14 protein-coding genes are annotated in these 16,239 nt (G+C 64.6%); 8 read left to right on the top strand and 6 right to left on the bottom strand.

Translation table 11 applies throughout. The annotated features are described in order from the left end of the window. Nucleotides 1-39: 39 nt before the first annotated feature. Nucleotides 40-1,527, top strand: coding sequence for a xylulokinase (locus tag EP376_RS04430; RefSeq protein ID WP_127654315.1), 1,488 nt, complete (start codon nucleotides 40-42; stop codon nucleotides 1,525-1,527). 59 nt (nucleotides 1,528-1,586) lie between these two features. Here the strand turns inward: EP376_RS04430 and EP376_RS04425 are convergent, their stop codons facing one another. The 6 genes from EP376_RS04425 to EP376_RS04400 all read right to left on the bottom strand — a co-directional run bounded on the left by EP376_RS04425 (nucleotide 1,587) and on the right by EP376_RS04400 (nucleotide 8,802). Further along, complete coding sequence (locus EP376_RS04425; protein ID WP_127654314.1) at nucleotides 1,587-3,152, bottom strand: ABC transporter substrate-binding protein; 1,566 nt, start codon at nucleotides 3,150-3,152, stop codon at nucleotides 1,587-1,589. A 144-nt stretch (nucleotides 3,153-3,296) separates the two neighbouring features. Next, nucleotides 3,297-4,304, bottom strand: a complete 1,008-nt coding sequence (arsB, locus tag EP376_RS04420) for an ACR3 family arsenite efflux transporter (RefSeq protein WP_127654313.1) — start codon at nucleotides 4,302-4,304, stop codon at nucleotides 3,297-3,299. Further along, nucleotides 4,301-5,569, bottom strand: coding sequence for an organoarsenical effux MFS transporter ArsJ (gene arsJ, locus EP376_RS04415; protein ID WP_127654312.1), 1,269 nt, complete (start codon nucleotides 5,567-5,569; stop codon nucleotides 4,301-4,303). The genes arsB and arsJ overlap by 4 nt, the downstream gene beginning before the upstream one ends. Further along, entirely contained in the window at nucleotides 5,566-6,564 is a 999-nt protein-coding gene (locus tag EP376_RS04410; protein ID WP_127654311.1) for an ArsJ-associated glyceraldehyde-3-phosphate dehydrogenase, read from the bottom strand. Before EP376_RS04410 ends, arsJ begins: the two co-directional genes overlap by 4 nt. Beyond that, nucleotides 6,561-7,400 carry an arsenate reductase/protein-tyrosine-phosphatase family protein gene (locus EP376_RS04405; protein WP_127654310.1) on the bottom strand — a complete coding sequence of 280 codons (840 nt, stop codon included), beginning with the start codon at nucleotides 7,398-7,400 and terminating at the stop codon, nucleotides 6,561-6,563. Before EP376_RS04405 ends, EP376_RS04410 begins: the two co-directional genes overlap by 4 nt. A gap of 82 nt (nucleotides 7,401-7,482) precedes the next feature. Further along, nucleotides 7,483-8,802 (bottom strand): MFS transporter, encoded by a 1,320-nt coding sequence (locus tag EP376_RS04400; RefSeq protein WP_127654309.1) that lies wholly within the window; start codon nucleotides 8,800-8,802, stop codon nucleotides 7,483-7,485. A gap of 251 nt (nucleotides 8,803-9,053) precedes the next feature. On the opposite strand from EP376_RS04400, the gene EP376_RS04395 reads away from it, so the two are divergent. The 7 genes from EP376_RS04395 to EP376_RS04365 all read left to right on the top strand — a co-directional run bounded on the left by EP376_RS04395 (nucleotide 9,054) and on the right by EP376_RS04365 (nucleotide 16,237). Then, on the top strand, nucleotides 9,054-11,924 hold the full coding sequence (locus EP376_RS04395; RefSeq protein WP_127654308.1) for a monovalent cation/H+ antiporter subunit A: 2,871 nt from the start codon (nucleotides 9,054-9,056) through the stop codon (nucleotides 11,922-11,924). A 2-nt stretch (nucleotides 11,925-11,926) separates the two neighbouring features. Next, a complete protein-coding gene (locus EP376_RS04390; RefSeq protein WP_127654307.1) occupies nucleotides 11,927-12,283 on the top strand; it encodes a Na+/H+ antiporter subunit C in 357 nt (118 codons plus the stop codon). Further along, nucleotides 12,283-13,821: a monovalent cation/H+ antiporter subunit D gene (locus tag EP376_RS04385; protein ID WP_127654719.1), complete on the top strand. Its 1,539-nt coding sequence runs from the start codon at nucleotides 12,283-12,285 to the stop codon at nucleotides 13,819-13,821. The genes EP376_RS04390 and EP376_RS04385 overlap by 1 nt, the downstream gene beginning before the upstream one ends. A 3-nt stretch (nucleotides 13,822-13,824) precedes the next feature. Continuing rightward, complete coding sequence (locus EP376_RS04380; protein WP_127654306.1) at nucleotides 13,825-14,316, top strand: Na+/H+ antiporter subunit E; 492 nt, start codon at nucleotides 13,825-13,827, stop codon at nucleotides 14,314-14,316. Continuing rightward, the gene (locus EP376_RS04375) at nucleotides 14,313-14,582 is read left to right on the top strand and encodes a K+/H+ antiporter subunit F (RefSeq protein WP_127654305.1); all 270 of its coding nucleotides are present in this window, start codon (nucleotides 14,313-14,315) and stop codon (nucleotides 14,580-14,582) included. The genes EP376_RS04380 and EP376_RS04375 overlap by 4 nt, the downstream gene beginning before the upstream one ends. 15 nt (nucleotides 14,583-14,597) lie before the next feature. Then, on the top strand, nucleotides 14,598-14,981 hold the full coding sequence (locus EP376_RS04370) for a Na+/H+ antiporter subunit G (protein WP_127654304.1): 384 nt from the start codon (nucleotides 14,598-14,600) through the stop codon (nucleotides 14,979-14,981). A 134-nt stretch (nucleotides 14,982-15,115) separates the two neighbouring features. Beyond that, on the top strand, nucleotides 15,116-16,237 hold the full coding sequence (locus EP376_RS04365) for a LacI family DNA-binding transcriptional regulator (RefSeq protein ID WP_238928568.1): 1,122 nt from the start codon (nucleotides 15,116-15,118) through the stop codon (nucleotides 16,235-16,237). Nucleotides 16,238-16,239: the final 2 nt, after the last annotated feature.

Here is a 16,239-nt window from a genome sequence, read left to right as displayed (position 1 = left end):
CAGGATGGTCCATATCCGGCAACGGCGAAGAGGCAGGTAATGCATAGCGGGGAAACAGGGCCGGTCTTCATCGGCATCGACGTGGGAACAAGCTCGGTCAAGGCGGTGATGGGCGCCCCCGGCGGCGCCCGGCTCGACGCCTATTCCGGCCACCATGACACGGACCGTCCGTCCCCCGGCGCGGCCCTGCAGAACCCGGCCGCATGGATGCACCATGTGGAAGCCGCGCTCCACCGCTTTGCCGCGCATCCGCGCGCGGGCGACGTTGTGGCGATCGGGATCACGTCGCAGGTCAACACACATCTGCCGACCGACGCTTTAGGCATGCCGCTTCACCCCGCGCTGACATGGCAGGACACCCGTGCCGCCGCGCAGGCGGCCCGGCTGGATGCGGCGATTGACCCCGATGCCAAGACGCGCGCCCTCGGCGCGCCGATCCCCATAGATGCCAGCCACGCCCTTGCGCGCATGGCGTGGTTTGCGGAGACAGCGCCCGGGATGTGGTCAGAGGCCGTGCATCTGATGCTTCCCAAGGATCACATCATCGCCCGCCTGACCGGCGAGGTCGTGACCGACCCGCTCTCCTCCGTCGGGCTTGTAGGCACCGATCTGCGCTATGCCGGTGCGGTCCTCGCCCTGATCGATGAGGCCGCGGACCGGCTCCCGCCCTTGCGCGACCCGCTCGATATCGTGGGACGGGTCCGGGACGGCCTGCCCTTCGCGGGCGTGCCCGTGGCCAATGGCACGATGGATGCCTGGGCGAGCATGTTCGGGCTTGGCGTCGCGGCGGATGGCGAGGCGATGTATCTGTCGGGCACGAGCGAGGTTCTGGGCCTGATTTCCTCAGACCGGCCCGGCGCGCCGGGCATCATCACATTCCCCGACTGGCGCGGCATCACGCTGCACGCCGGGCCGACGCAATCGGGCGGCGCCTCGCTCGGCTGGGTCGCGCGGCTGCTGGGCCGGGACATCGGGGACCTGTCGTCCCTTGCCGGGGCCGCGCACATCACGGCGACGAGCCCCCTGTTCCTGCCCCATCTGGAGGGCGAGCGGGCGCCCCTGTGGGACGCGTCGTCGCGGGGGGCCTTTGCCGGGCTGACATTATCGACCGGACCGGCAGAGATGGTGGCCGCGGTCATGGAGGGCGTGGCCTTCGCCGCGCGGCTGGCCATCGAGGCGATCGAGCAAAGCGGCGCCCGCCGGATCACCGCGCTGCGCCATGGCGGCGGCGGCGCGCGGTCGGATATCTGGTGCGGCATACGGGCTGATGCGCTGGGCCGCAGGCTCGACCGGGTCGCCGCACCCGAGGCCGGCGCCATGGGCGCGCTGGTGATGGCGGGGGTCGCCTCGGGCGAGATGCCCGATCTGGCACAGGCCGCCCGTTCGCTCGTCGTCACGGACCGCAGCTTCGAGCCCGATCCGTCAGCATCGGCGCTCGCGGAAGATCGCTTCGCCGCGTTCCGCGCGCTCTATGAAGGGGTCAAGCCGGTAACAGAGCGGCTGCGGCACGGTCGCCGGGGCGACTGAACGAAAAGGGCCGGGACGCGCGAACGCATCCCGGCCCGATCCTGTCTCGCGGTCACATCTTATGCGAACGACCAACGCTCCATCCAGCGTTCGCCATCCATATCCCAATGCGAGGAATAGACGCCGCCGGTCTCGATCCCGGGGCGCAGGGCAAACACGTAGCTGGCGAACATCGGGATGATCGCGCCGCCGTCCTGGTTCACGATGGCCTGCATCTCGTAATACATCTCCCGACGTTTTGCATCGTCGAGCTCGGCCCGCGCTGTCACGAGAAGCTCGTTGAACCGCGCGTTCTGCCACTTGGTATCGTTCCATGCCGCATCGGCAGCATAGGCCGTGGTGAACATCGCGTCTTCCGTCGGGCGACCACCCCAATAGACGGCCGAGAAGGGATCCTTCAGCCAGACATCGGACCAGTAGCCATCGCTGGGAACGCGGTTGACGTCGATCTCGATCCCGGCGCTTGCCGCCGAGGCCTGGAAGAGCGTCGCGGCATCCACCGCACCCGGGAAGGCTGCGTCAGCGGCCGAAAGCCGGACGCTCAGGCCATCCAGACCCGCCTCGGTCAAATGGAACCGGGCGCGATCGGGATCGTATTCCGTCTGTGCCAGCTCGGTGTTGAAGAAGCGCTGGCCCTGACCGATCGGGTGGTCGTTGCCGACGGAGCCGAAGCCGAAGAGGATCTTGTCGACAAGCTCCTGCCGGTTGATCCCGTACTTCAGAGCGAGCCGGACATTCACGTCATCGAACGGAGCCGTGTTGGCGTGCATGGCAAATGTGTAGTGCTGGTTGCCTGCAACCGATTCGATGGTCACGTTCGGGTCGCGACCCAGAAGCCCCGCGGTCTTGAGATCGAGCTTGTCGATACAATGGACATCGCCGGTGATGAGCGCGGTCGTCCGGGCGTTGAGGTCGATGATCGAGAGCATCTCGACTTCGTCAAAGAAGCCCCGGTTCTGATCCCAGTCGTTGGTATTGCGCGCAAACGTGGCCAGCACACCCGGCTGGAAGCTCACCAGACGATAAGGTCCGCATCCATTGCCCGAGCGCCAGTCGATCCCGCGATCGTCACCCGGAGGCATGATCGTCAGATGATAGTCTGTCAGAGCGGCGGGGAAGTCGGCGTTTCCGGCGTCGAGTGTGAAGACAACCGCATTGCCATCGATCGAGATGTCCTGCACCGCCTCGAGAAGCGGCTTCGCGGCGGATGTGGAATCGTCGCCACGATGATAATTGATCGATGTCGCAACATGTTCCGGCGTCAGCGTCATCCCATCGTGGAATGTCACACCCTGACGGATGTTGAACCGCCAGACAGAGGCATCGGCCGACGCCTCCCAGCTTTCAGCGATTTGCGGCTCGATGCTGCCGTCACGGGCAAAGCCGGTCAAATAGCCATGTATGCCGTAGGACAGGCCCAGCATGAACCCGTTGGTCCAGGTCGCCGGATCGAGCGTATCGGTCGTGTTGCCGTGGCCTTTCGCAACACGGAAAGTGCCGCCGCGCTGCTGGGCCCGCGCGGGCCCTGCTCCCAGACCGGTCATCGCGAGGCCGGCAATCGCCGCCCCCGAGCCAAGAACGGCCCGGCGCGTGGTCATGCTTTTCCCATAGGTGTCATTCGACATCTTCTATACCTTCCTGTTTTTTCCATTTTTTTTGTCACGAATATGCCAGAGACAGCGTTTCCCGCTTTCCGGCCCCCAATTGACAGGCGCCATCATACCCACCCCCGATCAGGAAACAACCGCGCGATGACCTGTCGTCGCGTTTCAGGAGAATCGCGTTCGGGTGCGGTTGGCAAAGGCCACCAGCGACAGCATGACCGGAACCTCGACCAGAACGCCCACGACGGTCGCAAGCGCCGCCCCGGAATTCAGCCCGAACAGGCTGATCGCCACCGCGACGGCGAGTTCGAAGAAGTTCGACGTGCCGATCAGCGCGCAGGGCGCCGCGATTCGGTGCGGCACCCGCATGACGAATGCCGCCGCATAGGCCAGCGCGAAGATCCCGTAGGACTGGATCACGATCGGAACGGCGATCAGCGCGATCACCATCGGCCCGTCGAGAATCACCTGCCCCTGAAGCCCGAACAGGATCATGACCGTCGCGATCAGCCCCACCATCGACCACGGCTTGATCCGGTCGCGGAAGGCCGCGATCCGCGACGCCGTCCCCAGCCGGGCGCGGGTCAGCAAGCCCGCCGCCAGAGGCAAGGCCACGAACAGCACGACTGACAGGACCAGCGTGCCCCACGGGACGACGATATCCGTCACCCCCAGAAGGAAGGCCACGATCGGCGCGAAGGCAAAAACCATGATCACGTCGTTCACCGAGACCTGCAGCAGGGTATAGCCCTCGTCCCCGCGGGTCAGTTGCGACCAGACGAAGACCATCGCCGTGCAAGGCGCGGCCCCCAGCAGGATCAGGCCGGCGATGTATTGCTGCGCATCTTCGGGGTCGATCAGATCGGCAAAGACCACCTCGAAGAACACAACGCCGAGTGCTGCCATCGTGAACGGCTTGATCAGCCAGTTGACCACCAGAGTGATGGCCAGACCGCGTGGCTGTTTGACCACGTCCCGCAGGCTCGACGGATCGACGCCCACCATCATCGGATAGACCATCGCCCAGATCAGGACCGCCACGACGAGGTTCACGCGGGCCACCTCGGCCGCTGCGATCGCCTCGATCAGCGCGGGCGCCACCGCCCCCAGAAGGATGCCCGCCGCCATGGCCAGCGCGATCCAGAGGCTCAGATACCGCTCGAACCCGCTCATGCCGGGGCCACCCCGCCCTGCCCGGCCGTCAGCCGGCCGGCCGCCAGCGCCGACAGAGCGACCATCACCGTGGCCGTGCCCAGCATCAGGGGCAGCCCGCCCAATTGATAGGTCAGGCCCGACAGGATCGTGCCCGCCAGCCGGCCCCCCGCATTGGCCATGTAGTAGAACCCCACATCCATCGTCACACGTTCGGCCCGGGTAAAGGCAAGGATAAGATAGGAATGCAGCGCGGAATTCACGGCAAAGATCGCGCCGAAGGCCAGAAGCCCGACAACTAGGCTGGCCGTCAGCCATGGCGCCGGCCCCGGCGCAACAAGCGCGGCGATTGTCAGGGCCAGCGGCACCGCCGCGAGCGCCAGGGCCCAGCCGCGTGCCGCGCGGATCAACGCGCTCTCCGGTCGGGTGGCCGCGCGCAATATCCGGGGCGCCAGCGCCTGAACGCCACCATAAAGGATGATCCAAAGCGCCATGAACGTTCCGATCATGAAGAAGGCCGCCCGGTTGCCCGCCTCCGTGCCGTCCGACAGGACGGCATAGAAATAGACAGGGATCCCGACCACGAACCAGACATCCCGCGCACCGAACAGGAAGACACGGGCCGCGCTCAGCCAGTTGACGTTGGCCGATTTCGAGAACACGTCCGAAACCCTGGCCCCCTTTCGGCCTCTGGGCAAGCCCGGTGGCATCGCGATGACGACGGCGATCAGGATCACGCCCAGAACCGCGGCCATGACAAGCACAGCCCCGACAAAACCCGAAATGGCCAGAAGTGCGGCCCCCAGCAGAAAACCAAGGCCCTTGACCGCGTTCTTTGATCCGGTCAGCAACGCGACCCAGCGAAACAGCCCACCACCTTCCTCCGGCGCCAGAAGCTTGACCGCCGATTTCGACGACATCTTGGCCAGATCCTTGGCCACGCCGCTCGCCCCCTGAACGACCATGACATAGGCGACCGACAGGCCGATCGCCCAGTCCGGATCAAGCTGCGCCAGCGCGAGAAGCGCCACAACCTGAAGGCCGAGCCCGGCATAAAGCGTCGAGGTCAGCCCGAACCGCGCCGCGAGCCAGCCCGCCGACAGGTTCGTGATCATGCCCGCGATTTCATAGAGCACGAAGAGATAGGCAAGCTGCACTGGCGAAAAGCCCAGCGTATGGAAATGCAGCAGGACCAGCATCCGCAGCGCCCCGTCCGTCAGCATGAAGGCCCAGTAGGCCGCGGTGACGGCGATATAGGCGCTCAGGCCCTCGGCCTTGTCACTCACGGCGCCGCTCCGACCATGAACGCCACATCGACGAGCCGGTGCGCATAGCCCATCTCGTTGTCATACCATGCATAGACCTTCACCTGCGTTCCATTGACCACCATGGTGGAGGGCGCGTCGATGATGCTCGAGCGGGTGTCGTTGGTGTAGTCGGCCGAGACAAGCGGCCGGGTCTCGTATCCGAGGATACCCTTCAGCGCGCCTTCGGAGGCGGCCCTGAACAGGCCGTTGACCTCTTCGACCGTCGTATCCCGCGACATCTCGAAGACGCAGTCCGTCAGGGAGGCATTCAAGAGCGGCACCCGGACTGCATGACCGTTCAGCCGGCCCTTGAGTTCGGGGTAGATCAGCGTGATCGCTGTCGCCGAGCCCGTTGTCGTCGGGATCAGAGAATTCAGCGCAGATCGCGCGCGGCGCAGATCCTTGGCCGGGCGATCGACGATGGTCTGGGTATTGGTGACATCATGGATTGTCGTGATTGACCCGTGCTTTATCCCGATCTTTTCATGCAGAACCTTAACCACGGGCGCGAGGCAATTCGTCGTGCAGCTTGCGGCGGTGATGATGCGGTGTTTCTCGGGAGCATAGGTGCCCTCGTTCACGCCGTAGACGATATTCGCGGTCGGCCCGTCCTTGACCGGCGCCGAGACGACAACCCGCTTCACCCCGGCCTCGAAATAGGGGGCAAGGGCCGCCTCGGACTTGAAGACGCCGGTGCAGTCGATGACTACGTCCACGCCATCGAGCGGGAGCGCCGACAGATCACGCGTCCCGATGAAGGGCAGCCGTGTGCCCCCGATTGTGATGCTGTTCTCGTCATGCGCAAACCCGGCGGGCCAGCGGCCATGGACGGTGTCGAACTCCAGCAGATGCGCATGCATCTCGGGATCGCCGACCGCGTCATTGATCCAGGCGATCTGTGCGCCCCGTTCCAGCAAGGGACGCAGGGCCAGCTTCCCGATCCGGCCAAGGCCGTTGATCGCATAGACCGTCATGCCGATACCCCCCGGCCAACCTGCGCGATATCATCGACCGCGCGCTGAAGGCTGATCCGGTCGAGCGTCTCGATCGGCAGGGCTGTGAAGGTCTTGATCCGGTTGAGGAGCGCGCCGTAGGCATGATGGAACGCAAGGCTTTTCTCGGCAGCCGTGCCCTCGACCGCAACCGGATCGGGCATGCCCCAATGGGCGCTGACGGGCTGCCCCTGCCATGCCGGGCAATCCTCGTTCGCGGCACGATTGCAGACCGTGAAGACGAAATCGAATGTCGGGGCTCCGGCGCCCTGAAACTCGGCGATGTTCTTGGCACGCAGCATGGACACGTCATGTCCCTTCTGCGCCAGCACCTCGAGCGCCACGGGGTTCAGCTCCGATCTCGCGCGGGTGCCTGCGGAATAGGCCTCGAACCTGTCACCGCCCTCCCTGCGGAGGATCGATTCCGCAAGGATCGAGCGGGCGGAATTGCCGGTGCAGATGAACAGCACCTTGAATTTGGTCTGGGGCACGTGGCGCACTCCTTCATCTTTTGAAAACGGGGAGCAGAGGTCGGGTCGGCCCCGGCAGCAGTCGAGCATCAGGTAATCGAGCGTGCGCCCCACCTGTGTCATGTCGATTGCATAGAGACGCGACGTCCCGTCCCGCGTCTGACGGACAAGCCCCGCCTGCATCAGGGACGCAAGATAGGCCGACAAGGTCGAGGCCTTGCAGCCAAGCGCCGAGGCAAGTTCGCCTGCGGGAACGTGGTCGGGATACCGGCGCATCAACAACCGGAACAGCGCCAGCCGCTGCGGATGGCCCAGAATCGCGAGACGGGATGAGATCTCTGTTTCCATATTTCACGAATATTCGAAATAAGAGGCCATTCGAAGCCCTAAACCGACGTGTCATGAAAAATTCATGAAGGCTCGGGGGCTGTCAGAGCTGCGATCCCCAGCGCGGGTGCTCATCATCCACGACAAAGCGATGGGCATGCCGCCGGTTGCCTTTCAGATGCGGGTGATCAAGGGGCAGGTTGTCATGGGTATGCACAAAGGTCTCGGGGTCTTCGCGGGGCCAGAGGCGCAGCGCGGCCAGGGCCCCCGACGCCGACAGGATCGCGAGGCAGATCAGGGCCACGACGGGGCCAAAGCGCGTCATCAGCCAGCCCGAAAGCGGATAGGTCACAAGCCAGCACGCATGGCTGAGTGCGAACTGGGCAGCAAACAACGCCGGCCGGTCCTCGGCATGGGACGAGCGCCGCAACAGCCGCCCCGACGGCGTAAGAACCGCGGAATATCCCACCCCCATGACAAGCCAAGCGATCAACAGGGCCGGCCATCCCAGCCCGCTTGCCGCGATCGAGCCGGCAAGGCCCGCCTGTGTCAGCACGATCACCATCGCGCCCCCGATCATCACGGGCCGGTCCGCCACATGATCAAGCAGCCGCGGCAGGGCGAGCGCCGCGATCATCGATCCCGCACCAAAGGCGAACATCGTCCAGGCCAGCGCCGTCGGATCAAGCCCCAGCACCCCACGCACCAGCACAACGGAATTCACCAGAACCATCGCCCCGCCCGCCGAGACCGCGATGTTGAGCGCCAGCAATCCCCGCAGGCGCGGCGTTGCCAGATAAATCCGGGTGCCGCGCGTCGTGCGGTCATAGATGCCCCGCGGCGCGGCCGGTTTCGCCCCCGGCAGCACGACCGACACCACAAGCGCCGCCGAGGCCGCGAACCCCAGAACCGTTCCGAGGAACAAGGAATTGTAGCTCATCACCGCGAGCAGAAGTCCGGCCAGCGTCGGGCTTGCGATATTCTCCAGATCATAGGCCAGACGCGACAGGGACAGCGCCCGCGTATAGCGCGCCTCGTCGGGCAGAACGTCGGGGATCGTGGCCTGAAAGGTCGGCGTGAAGGCCGCCGAGGCCGATTGCAGAGCGAAGATCAGCACATAGACCTGCCAGATTTCGGTGACGAAAGGCAGGCACAGGGCCGCAGCCGCGCGGACGAGATCGAGCACCACGAGAAGCCGCCGCCGGTTCACCCGCGCGGCAAAGGCCCCGGCGACGGGCGCGATGCCCACATAGGCCACCATCTTGATGGTGAAGACCGTGCCCAGAACCATCCCCGCGTCGCCGCCGGCCAGATCATAGGCCAGAAGCCCAAGCGCGACGGTGGCCAGCCCGGTTCCCACAAGCGCCACGATCTGGGCGAGGAAGAGGTGCCGATAGGTCCGGTCAGCGAAGAGACTTAGCATGACAGATATCCACCCGCATCGGATGAGACACGGTCGGCGGTCACGCGGTCATCCGCCGACCACAGGGGTCGCCGGCCAAGCGAGGTGGGTGTGGTCATTCTTTTCAGCGCCCAAATCTTTACCACTGCACAAATATGCGACAATTTGCGTCCCGTATTTCGGCTGTCGTTTCGAATTCCTGACCGGTTTTGATTGTTATTCCGGCATTCGAACTCTATCTCATCCCGAAATCGGAACAAGAGATCGGGCCAGTGACAGACTCAAGCAATTTTCTGGTGATTATCGCGCTCCTGCCATTTCTTGGAGCACTCCTCCCCGGGGTCATGATCCGGGCCGGACGCACGGCGTGTGCATGGTTTACCGCGTTTCCGACCGCGCTCGCCCTCCTGCTTCTTCTGGTGCTGGCGCCCGCCGTCATGCGGGGCGAGACAATTCACGCCGAAATCGAATGGCTGCCGCAGCTTGGCCTGACGGCCAGCTTCATGCTCGACGGGCTGAGCCTGCTGTTCGCGGGCATGATCCTCGGCATCGGGCTTCTGATCACGCTCTATGCGCGCTTCTACCTGTCGGGTAACGATCCGATGGGAGTGTTCTTCACCTATCTTCTGTTGTTCCAGGGCGCGATGCTGGGCATCGTTCTGTCGGACAACATCCTGCTTTTGCTGATCTTCTGGGAACTGACCTCGCTGTCGTCCTTCCTGCTGATCGGGTTCTGGAGCCATCTGCCCGAGGGCCGTCAGGGCGCGCGCATGGCGCTTGCGGTCACCGGTGCCGGCGGTCTTGCAATGATCGGGGGGATGCTGATCCTTGGCGATATCGCGGGCAGCTACAAGATATCCGAGATCCTTCAGGCCGGCGACGCGATCCGGGCCTCGGACTGGTATATCCCCGCGCTGATCCTGATCCTGCTGGGCGCCTTCACCAAGTCGGCGCAATTCCCGTTCCATTTCTGGCTGCCGCACGCGATGGCGGCGCCCACGCCGGTGTCGGCCTACCTGCATTCGGCCACCATGGTGAAGGCGGGCGTGTTCCTGATGGCGCGGATGTGGCCCGCACTCGCCGGGACGGATGCGTGGTTCTACATCGTGGCGACCACCGGCCTTGTCACGATGGTGATCGGCGCGCTGATCGCGCTCTTCAAGGATGACCTCAAGGCGCTTCTGGCCTTTTCGACGGTCAGCCACCTCGGCCTTCTGACCATGCTTCTGGGCATCGGCACGCCCTTTGCCGCCGTGGTCGCGGTCTTTCACATCATCAACCACCTGACGTTCAAGGCCGCGCTCTTCATGACCGCCGGTATCATCGACCACGAGACCGGAACCCGCGACATCAACCGGTTGGGCGGGTTGCGCAGGCTGATGCCGGTGACCTTCGTGATCGGCACAATCGCCGCGCTGTCGATGGCGGGGATTCCGCTGTTCAACGGGTTCCTGTCGAAGGAAATGATGCTCGACGCGGCGCATGACACGACATGGGCGGGCAACCCGCTGATCGTCGCCGTTCTGGCGACCGTCGGGGCGCTGTTGTCGGTGGCCTATTCGCTGCGCTTCATCTGGCATGTGTTCTTTGGCCCGGTGCGCGACGATTATCCATCCAAGCCGCATGATCCGCCCTTCGGCATGTGGGCCGGGCCTGCGTTTCTGGCGACTCTTGTCGTCGTGATCGGCATCGTGCCGGCGGCGATCGTCGGCCCGCTGGTCGCGGTGGCAGGCGGTGCGGTGATCGGCGATGCCGAGATGCCCTATTACTCGCTCAAGATCTGGCACGGCGTGAATGCCGCGCTCTTCATGTCGATCATTGCCGTGGTGGGCGGGCTCGTGTTCCTTGCCCTGCACGGCGGGCTGAACCGCATCTGGAACGCCCTGCCCCGCCCCGAGGCAAAGGCGATCTTCGACTGGATCGTGGCACAGGTGGCCGCCCTGTCGCGCCGCGTCACGGAGGCAAGCCACAATGGCTCGATCAGCCGCTACCTGGCGATCCTGATCGTCGCTTCGGTCGCGCTGGGGGCCGTGGCCTTCGGCGGAAGCGGGCTTGCCACCCCGTCGCGCGAGATGCTGCCGGTCTCGCTTCCTGTTCTGGCGGGCTGGCTGATGCTGATCGTGGCGACCGGGTCGATCGTGGTGATGCACCATCACAGGTTCCGGGCACTCGTGCTGATCGGGATCATCGGCCTGATGATTTCTTTCGGCTTCGTGTTCCTGTCGGCCCCAGACCTCGCGCTGACGCAGATCTCGGTCGAGACGGTGACGATCATGCTGTTGCTGCTGGCGCTGCATTTCATGCCGAAATCGACGCCGAGGGAAAGCTCCGGCCTGCTCAAGCTGCGCGACGGCGTGATCGCGATCGCGGCCGGCGGCGGCGTGGGTGCCTTGGCCTATGCCTTCATGCTGCGCGATGTCGACACGATCTCGGGCTATCACCTTGAAAACTCCTACACCGGGGGCGGCGGCACCAATGTGGTGAACGTCATCCTCGTGGATTTCCGCGGCTATGACACCTATGGCGAGATCATCGTGCTCGGCATCGCGGGGTTCGTGATCTATGCCCTGATGGATACGCTTCTGAACGGACCCGCCGCGCGGCGGCTGCGCAATACCGACTATGCACAGAACCGGTCGCGCGACCGCCATCCGCTGATGATGGTTGTCGCGACCCGGGTGATGATGCCGATCGCGGTGATGGTGGGCGTGTACATCTTCCTGCGGGGCCATAACCAGCCCGGCGGCGGGTTTGTCGCGGGCCTCGTCATCTCGATCGCGCTTCTGATGCAATACATGGCGTCGGGCTTTGCCTGGACGCAGAACCGCCAGCGGGTCGAATACCACGCGCTGATCGGCATCGGCGCGCTTGTCGCGGGTCTGACCGGCGCGGCCGCCTGGCTTTACAACTCGCCCTTCCTGACAAGTCTCTACGGCTATGTCGAACTGCCTCCGATCGAGGAATTCGGCATCGGAACCGCGTTCCTGTTTGATCTGGGTGTGTTCATGACGGTTCTGGGGGCGGTGATGCTGATGCTCTACAGCCTGTCGCGGATCGCGCGCTATGCGGGTGAGCCGATCAACGTCGATCCGATGGATTACGACCCCAAGCAGGCAATCGTCGACGAAAAGGGAGAGGTCTGACAATGGAACTAATCGTTGCCAGCGCCGTCGGCGTTTTGACCGCGGGGGGCGTCTATCTTGTCCTGCGCCTGCGGTCTTTCCCCGTGATCCTTGGGCTTGCGCTGCTGTCCTACGCGGTGAACGTATTCCTGTTCGCCTCGGGTCGGCTGGCCATCAACATGCCCCCGGTGCTGCAGAAATACGGCGAGGCGAGCTATACCGACCCGCTTCCTCAGGCGCTGGTTCTGACGGCGATCGTGATCTCCTTCGGGATGACGGCCGTTCTGGTGATGATCGCGCTCGGCGCGTTCTTCGAGGCGGAAACCGACGAGATCAACATGGACGATCCCGCCCCTGCAGGTGACGAGGACCGGGCATGATGAGCCACTGGATAATTCTTCCCGTTCTTCTGCCGGCCCTTCTGGCGCCGATCATCGGCTTCGTGATGCGTCACGACCTGACGATGGCGCGGATCGCGTCGGTCGCCGGAACCATCGTTCTAGTTGCAATCGCAATGGGTCTGACGGTCAGTGCGGCGGGCGGCGAGACGCAGGTCTATGACCTTGGCAACTGGCCCGCCCCCTTCGGCATCGTTCTGGTGCTGGACCGGCTCTCGGCGATCCTCGTTCTGCTGACCATGGTTCTGGGCCTCGCGGTGCTGATCCACGCGATCGCAACGGGATGGGATGCGCGGGGCCGCCATTTCCACGCGCTGTTCCAGTTTCAGCTGATGGGCATCGCGGGCGCGTTCCTGACAGGTGACGTGTTCAACCTGTTCGTCTTCTTCGAGGTGCTTCTGATCGCGTCCTATGGCCTGATGATCCATGGCGGTGGCCGCGAACGGATGCGTGCGGGCCTGCAATACGTGGTCATCAACCTCGCGGGATCGACGCTGTTCCTGTTCGCGCTGGGTGTGCTTTACAGCAGTGTCGGCACGCTCAACATGGCCGATATCGCGCTCCGCCTCCAGGAGGCCGATCCGGCCGAGGCCGGGTTGATCCGCGTCGCCGCGATGCTTCTGATGATCGTCTTCGCGGTCAAGGCCGCGCTGTTCCCGGTGCATTTCTGGCTTCCGGCCACCTATGCCAACGCGCCAGCCCCGGTCGCGGCCCTCTTCGCGATCATGACCAAAGTGGGGGCCTATGCGATCATCCGGGTGCATACCGTGTCGTTCGGCCCGGGGCTCGAGGCGACGCAGGACATCCCGGGGACCTGGCTCTTTCCGGCGGCGATCATCACCATCGCCCTCGGTGCGCTTGGCGTGCTGGGCGCGCGGCAATTGCTGCCCCTGATCGCGTTTTCCGTCGTGGGATCGATGGGCACGCTGATGATCGCCGTCGCGGCCCTGACGCCGCAGGCGACGGCCGCCGCGCTCTATTACCTGCTGCACTCGACCCTTGCCGCGGCGGCCCTGTTCCTTCTGGCCGACCTCGTGCTGTCGCGCCGCGACGGGCAGGCCCTGTCGCCCCGCCCAGCCATGGCCCAGACCGGGCTTCTGGCGGCGCTGTTCTTTGGCGCGGCCATCGCGATGACGGGAATGCCGCCGCTGAGCGGGTTCCTCGGCAAGCTGCTGGTTCTCGACGCGCTGCGGATGCCCGGGCAGATCACCTGGGCCTGGAGCGCGATCCTGATCGGCTCCCTCGTGACGATCGTGGGCTTCGCACGCGCGGGCAGCATGATCTTCTGGAAGACCACGCCGACCGACGCGCCTGATGAGTCCGCGCCGGAGACCGAGGTCGCCGAACCGCGGCGCCTGACGGTGGCGGAACTCGCCCCCACGATGGCGATCCTGGCAATCCTTGGCGGCATGTCGATCTTTGCCGGCCCGGTGATGAGCTTTGCCGAGGACGCCACCGCCCAGATATACGACCGCGACGGCTATATCGCCGCGGTCCTTGGCCAACAGGAAGAGGGTTGATCCATGATCCGCCGCCTGATCCCCCACCCGCTCCTGAGCCTGACACTCGGCATCGTCTGGCTGGCCCTCGTGAACAAGGTGACCGTCGGCAACGTGGTTCTGGCCACGTTCCTCGGCCTCGCCGTGCCGATGATCACCGCGCCCTACTGGCCCGACCGGCCACGCATCCAGAAACCCTTTGCCGTTGTCGAATATTTTCTGGTCGTGCTGTGGGATATCGTGGTCGCCAATATCGAGGTTGCCGCCATCATCCTGTTCCGCCGCAAGGCCGACCTGAAATCCCAGTGGATCGTCATCCCATTGGAATTGACATCGGCCGAGGCCATCACCGTTCTGGCCGGAACGATCACGATGACGCCCGGCACGGTCTCGGCCACCTTGTCGGCAGATGCGGGCAGCATCCTTGTGCATTGCCTCCATACCGAGACGCCCGACGAGGTCAGGGACACGATCAAATCGCGCTATGAGCGCCGGCTGAAGGAGATCTTCGTATGATATCTGCGGCCCTTCTCTTTGCCTTTGCCTGCTATACGCTGGGGCTGATCTTCAACCTGTGGCGCATCACGCGCGGGCCGGATGCCGCTGACCGTATCCTCGCGCTCGACACGATGGTGATCAACGTGATCGCGCTTCTGATCCTCTACGGGATTCTCGAGGGGACGGCCGTCTATTACGAAGCCTCGATGCTGGTCGCGATGGTCGGCTTCGTCTCAACCGTCGCCTATTGCCGCTTCATGCTGCGCGGCGACATCATCGAATAAACGGGGGACAGGACCATGGTTGTCGAGATCATCATCAGCTTTTTCATCGTGCTGAGCGGCATCTTCGGACTTGTCGGATCGTTCGGGCTGATCAAGCTCGACGATACGATGCAGCGGCTGCACGCCCCGACCAAGGCCACGACCCTTGGCGTCGGCGGCGCGCTGATAGCGTCGATGCTGTATTTCCTGCTGGTCAAGGGCAGCTTCTCGTTCCACGAGTTGCTGATCACGCTGTTCCTGTTCCTCACGGCGCCGATCACCGCGAATTTCATCGCCAAGGCCTATCTCGCCCACAATGCGACCCGCAATGACCTGCCCGAGACCGGCCGGGACTATGGCTGGGCGCTTTACGATGATCCGCCTCTCCTGAACGAGACGACCGACCCGCGGGGCGAATAACCCGAAGGCTCGTCCGCCCGGAGGCCCTTTCAGCTACAGACGTCCTGACCTCGTGCTGCGGCGCGGCAGAAGAGGGTGATTTTTCCTCTTGCCGAAACCGGTTTCGGAACCGAGCCTAGTCTCGGGAGGACAAGATGATGTCTGCGACCGAACGCACATCGAAGGCGGCGACACCCCGCAGCCGGCGTGGCCGGGTGACGATTTCGGACGTGTCCGACGCGCTGGGTCTGACGAAATCCACCGTGTCGCGCGCGCTCAACGATTATGCCGATATCTCCGAGGCCACCCGCCTGAAAGTCCGCCGCAAGGCCGATGCCATGGGCTACAGGCCCCTGAGCCAGGCGCAGGCGATCCGGACGGGACTGTCGCGGTCGCTGGGGCTTGTCATCCAGCAATCCGATCATGACGCGCACCGGCCGTTCCTCGCCGAATTCCTCGCAGGCGTGTCTGATGCCGCCAGCGCCGAGGGCTATACCCTGACCGTCGCCTCCTCCGCGAGCGAAGAGACCACGCTCGAGACGTTCCGCGCTATGCTGGCCGATCACAAGGCCGATGGCTTCATCCTGCCTCGGGCCCGTCTGGACGATGCCCGCATCCGGCTCCTTCTCGATGAAGACGTGCCGTTCGTCCTGTTCGGACGCACGCGCGATCCCCATGGTTGCGCGTGGTTCGACATTGAGGGCGAGGCCGCGATCGCCTCGGCGGTGGAGCGGCTGGTGGCGCTGGGACATCGGCGGATCGCCTATCTCGGCGGGTTCGAGACCTATACCTATGCCTGGCTGCGCGAGCGCGGATTTCGCGCCGCGATGCAGGCGGCGGGCCTTTCGGTGAACGAGGATCAAGTGATCGGAAATTGCGTCACCCGCGAGGGCGGCAGCGACGCCGCAGCCCGCATCCTCGCCCTGCCCGACCGGCCCACGGCGATTGTCTGCGCCGTCGACATGGCCGCCCTCGGTGTCTACCGCGCAGCCGAAAAGCTGGGGCTGGTGATCGGCCGCGACCTGTCGGTCATCGGCTATGACGGCATCCCGGAGGGAGATCACACCGATCCGCCGCTCAATACCTTCGCCGTCGACAACCATTACAGTGGCGCAAGGCTTGCCGCGCTTCTGATCCGGCGCATCCGGGGCGAAGACCCCGAGGCGCTGCGCGAACTGGCCTCGGCCCGGTTTCTGGACCGGGGGTCCATGGGCCCACCAACTTCGACCGACCGGGAGACCGCGCAACAGCGCGCTCCCCAATCTTTGACATCGTAGGG

This window comes from Alexandriicola marinus (genome assembly GCF_004000435.1).
In the GTDB taxonomy this organism is placed as follows: Bacteria; Pseudomonadota; Alphaproteobacteria; order Rhodobacterales; family Rhodobacteraceae; genus Alexandriicola; species Alexandriicola marinus.
Note: the sequence above shows the minus strand (reverse complement) of the source record. Positions and strands in the feature narration are given on the sequence as shown.

Bases quoted from the DNA above. Each gene is read 5' to 3' on its own strand.
- EP376_RS04425 (WP_127654314.1), bottom strand. From the start codon at position 3,152: ATGTCGAATGACACCTATGGGAAAAGCATGACCACGCGCCGGGCCGTT.
- EP376_RS04380 (WP_127654306.1), top strand. From the start codon at position 13,825: ATGATCCGCCGCCTGATCCCCCACCCGCTCCTGAGCCTGACACTCGGC.
- EP376_RS04375 (WP_127654305.1), top strand. From the start codon at position 14,313: ATGATATCTGCGGCCCTTCTCTTTGCCTTTGCCTGCTATACGCTGGGG.
- EP376_RS04390 (WP_127654307.1), top strand. From the start codon at position 11,927: ATGGAACTAATCGTTGCCAGCGCCGTCGGCGTTTTGACCGCGGGGGGC.
- arsB (WP_127654313.1), bottom strand. From the start codon at position 4,304: ATGAGCGGGTTCGAGCGGTATCTGAGCCTCTGGATCGCGCTGGCCATG.
- EP376_RS04400 (WP_127654309.1), bottom strand. From the start codon at position 8,802: ATGCTAAGTCTCTTCGCTGACCGGACCTATCGGCACCTCTTCCTCGCC.
- EP376_RS04405 (WP_127654310.1), bottom strand. From the start codon at position 7,400: ATGGAAACAGAGATCTCATCCCGTCTCGCGATTCTGGGCCATCCGCAG.
- EP376_RS04410 (WP_127654311.1), bottom strand. From the start codon at position 6,564: ATGACGGTCTATGCGATCAACGGCCTTGGCCGGATCGGGAAGCTGGCC.
- EP376_RS04370 (WP_127654304.1), top strand. From the start codon at position 14,598: ATGGTTGTCGAGATCATCATCAGCTTTTTCATCGTGCTGAGCGGCATC.
- EP376_RS04365 (WP_238928568.1), top strand. From the start codon at position 15,116: ATGATGTCTGCGACCGAACGCACATCGAAGGCGGCGACACCCCGCAGC.
- EP376_RS04385 (WP_127654719.1), top strand. From the start codon at position 12,283: ATGAGCCACTGGATAATTCTTCCCGTTCTTCTGCCGGCCCTTCTGGCG.
- EP376_RS04430 (WP_127654315.1), top strand. From the start codon at position 40: ATGCATAGCGGGGAAACAGGGCCGGTCTTCATCGGCATCGACGTGGGA.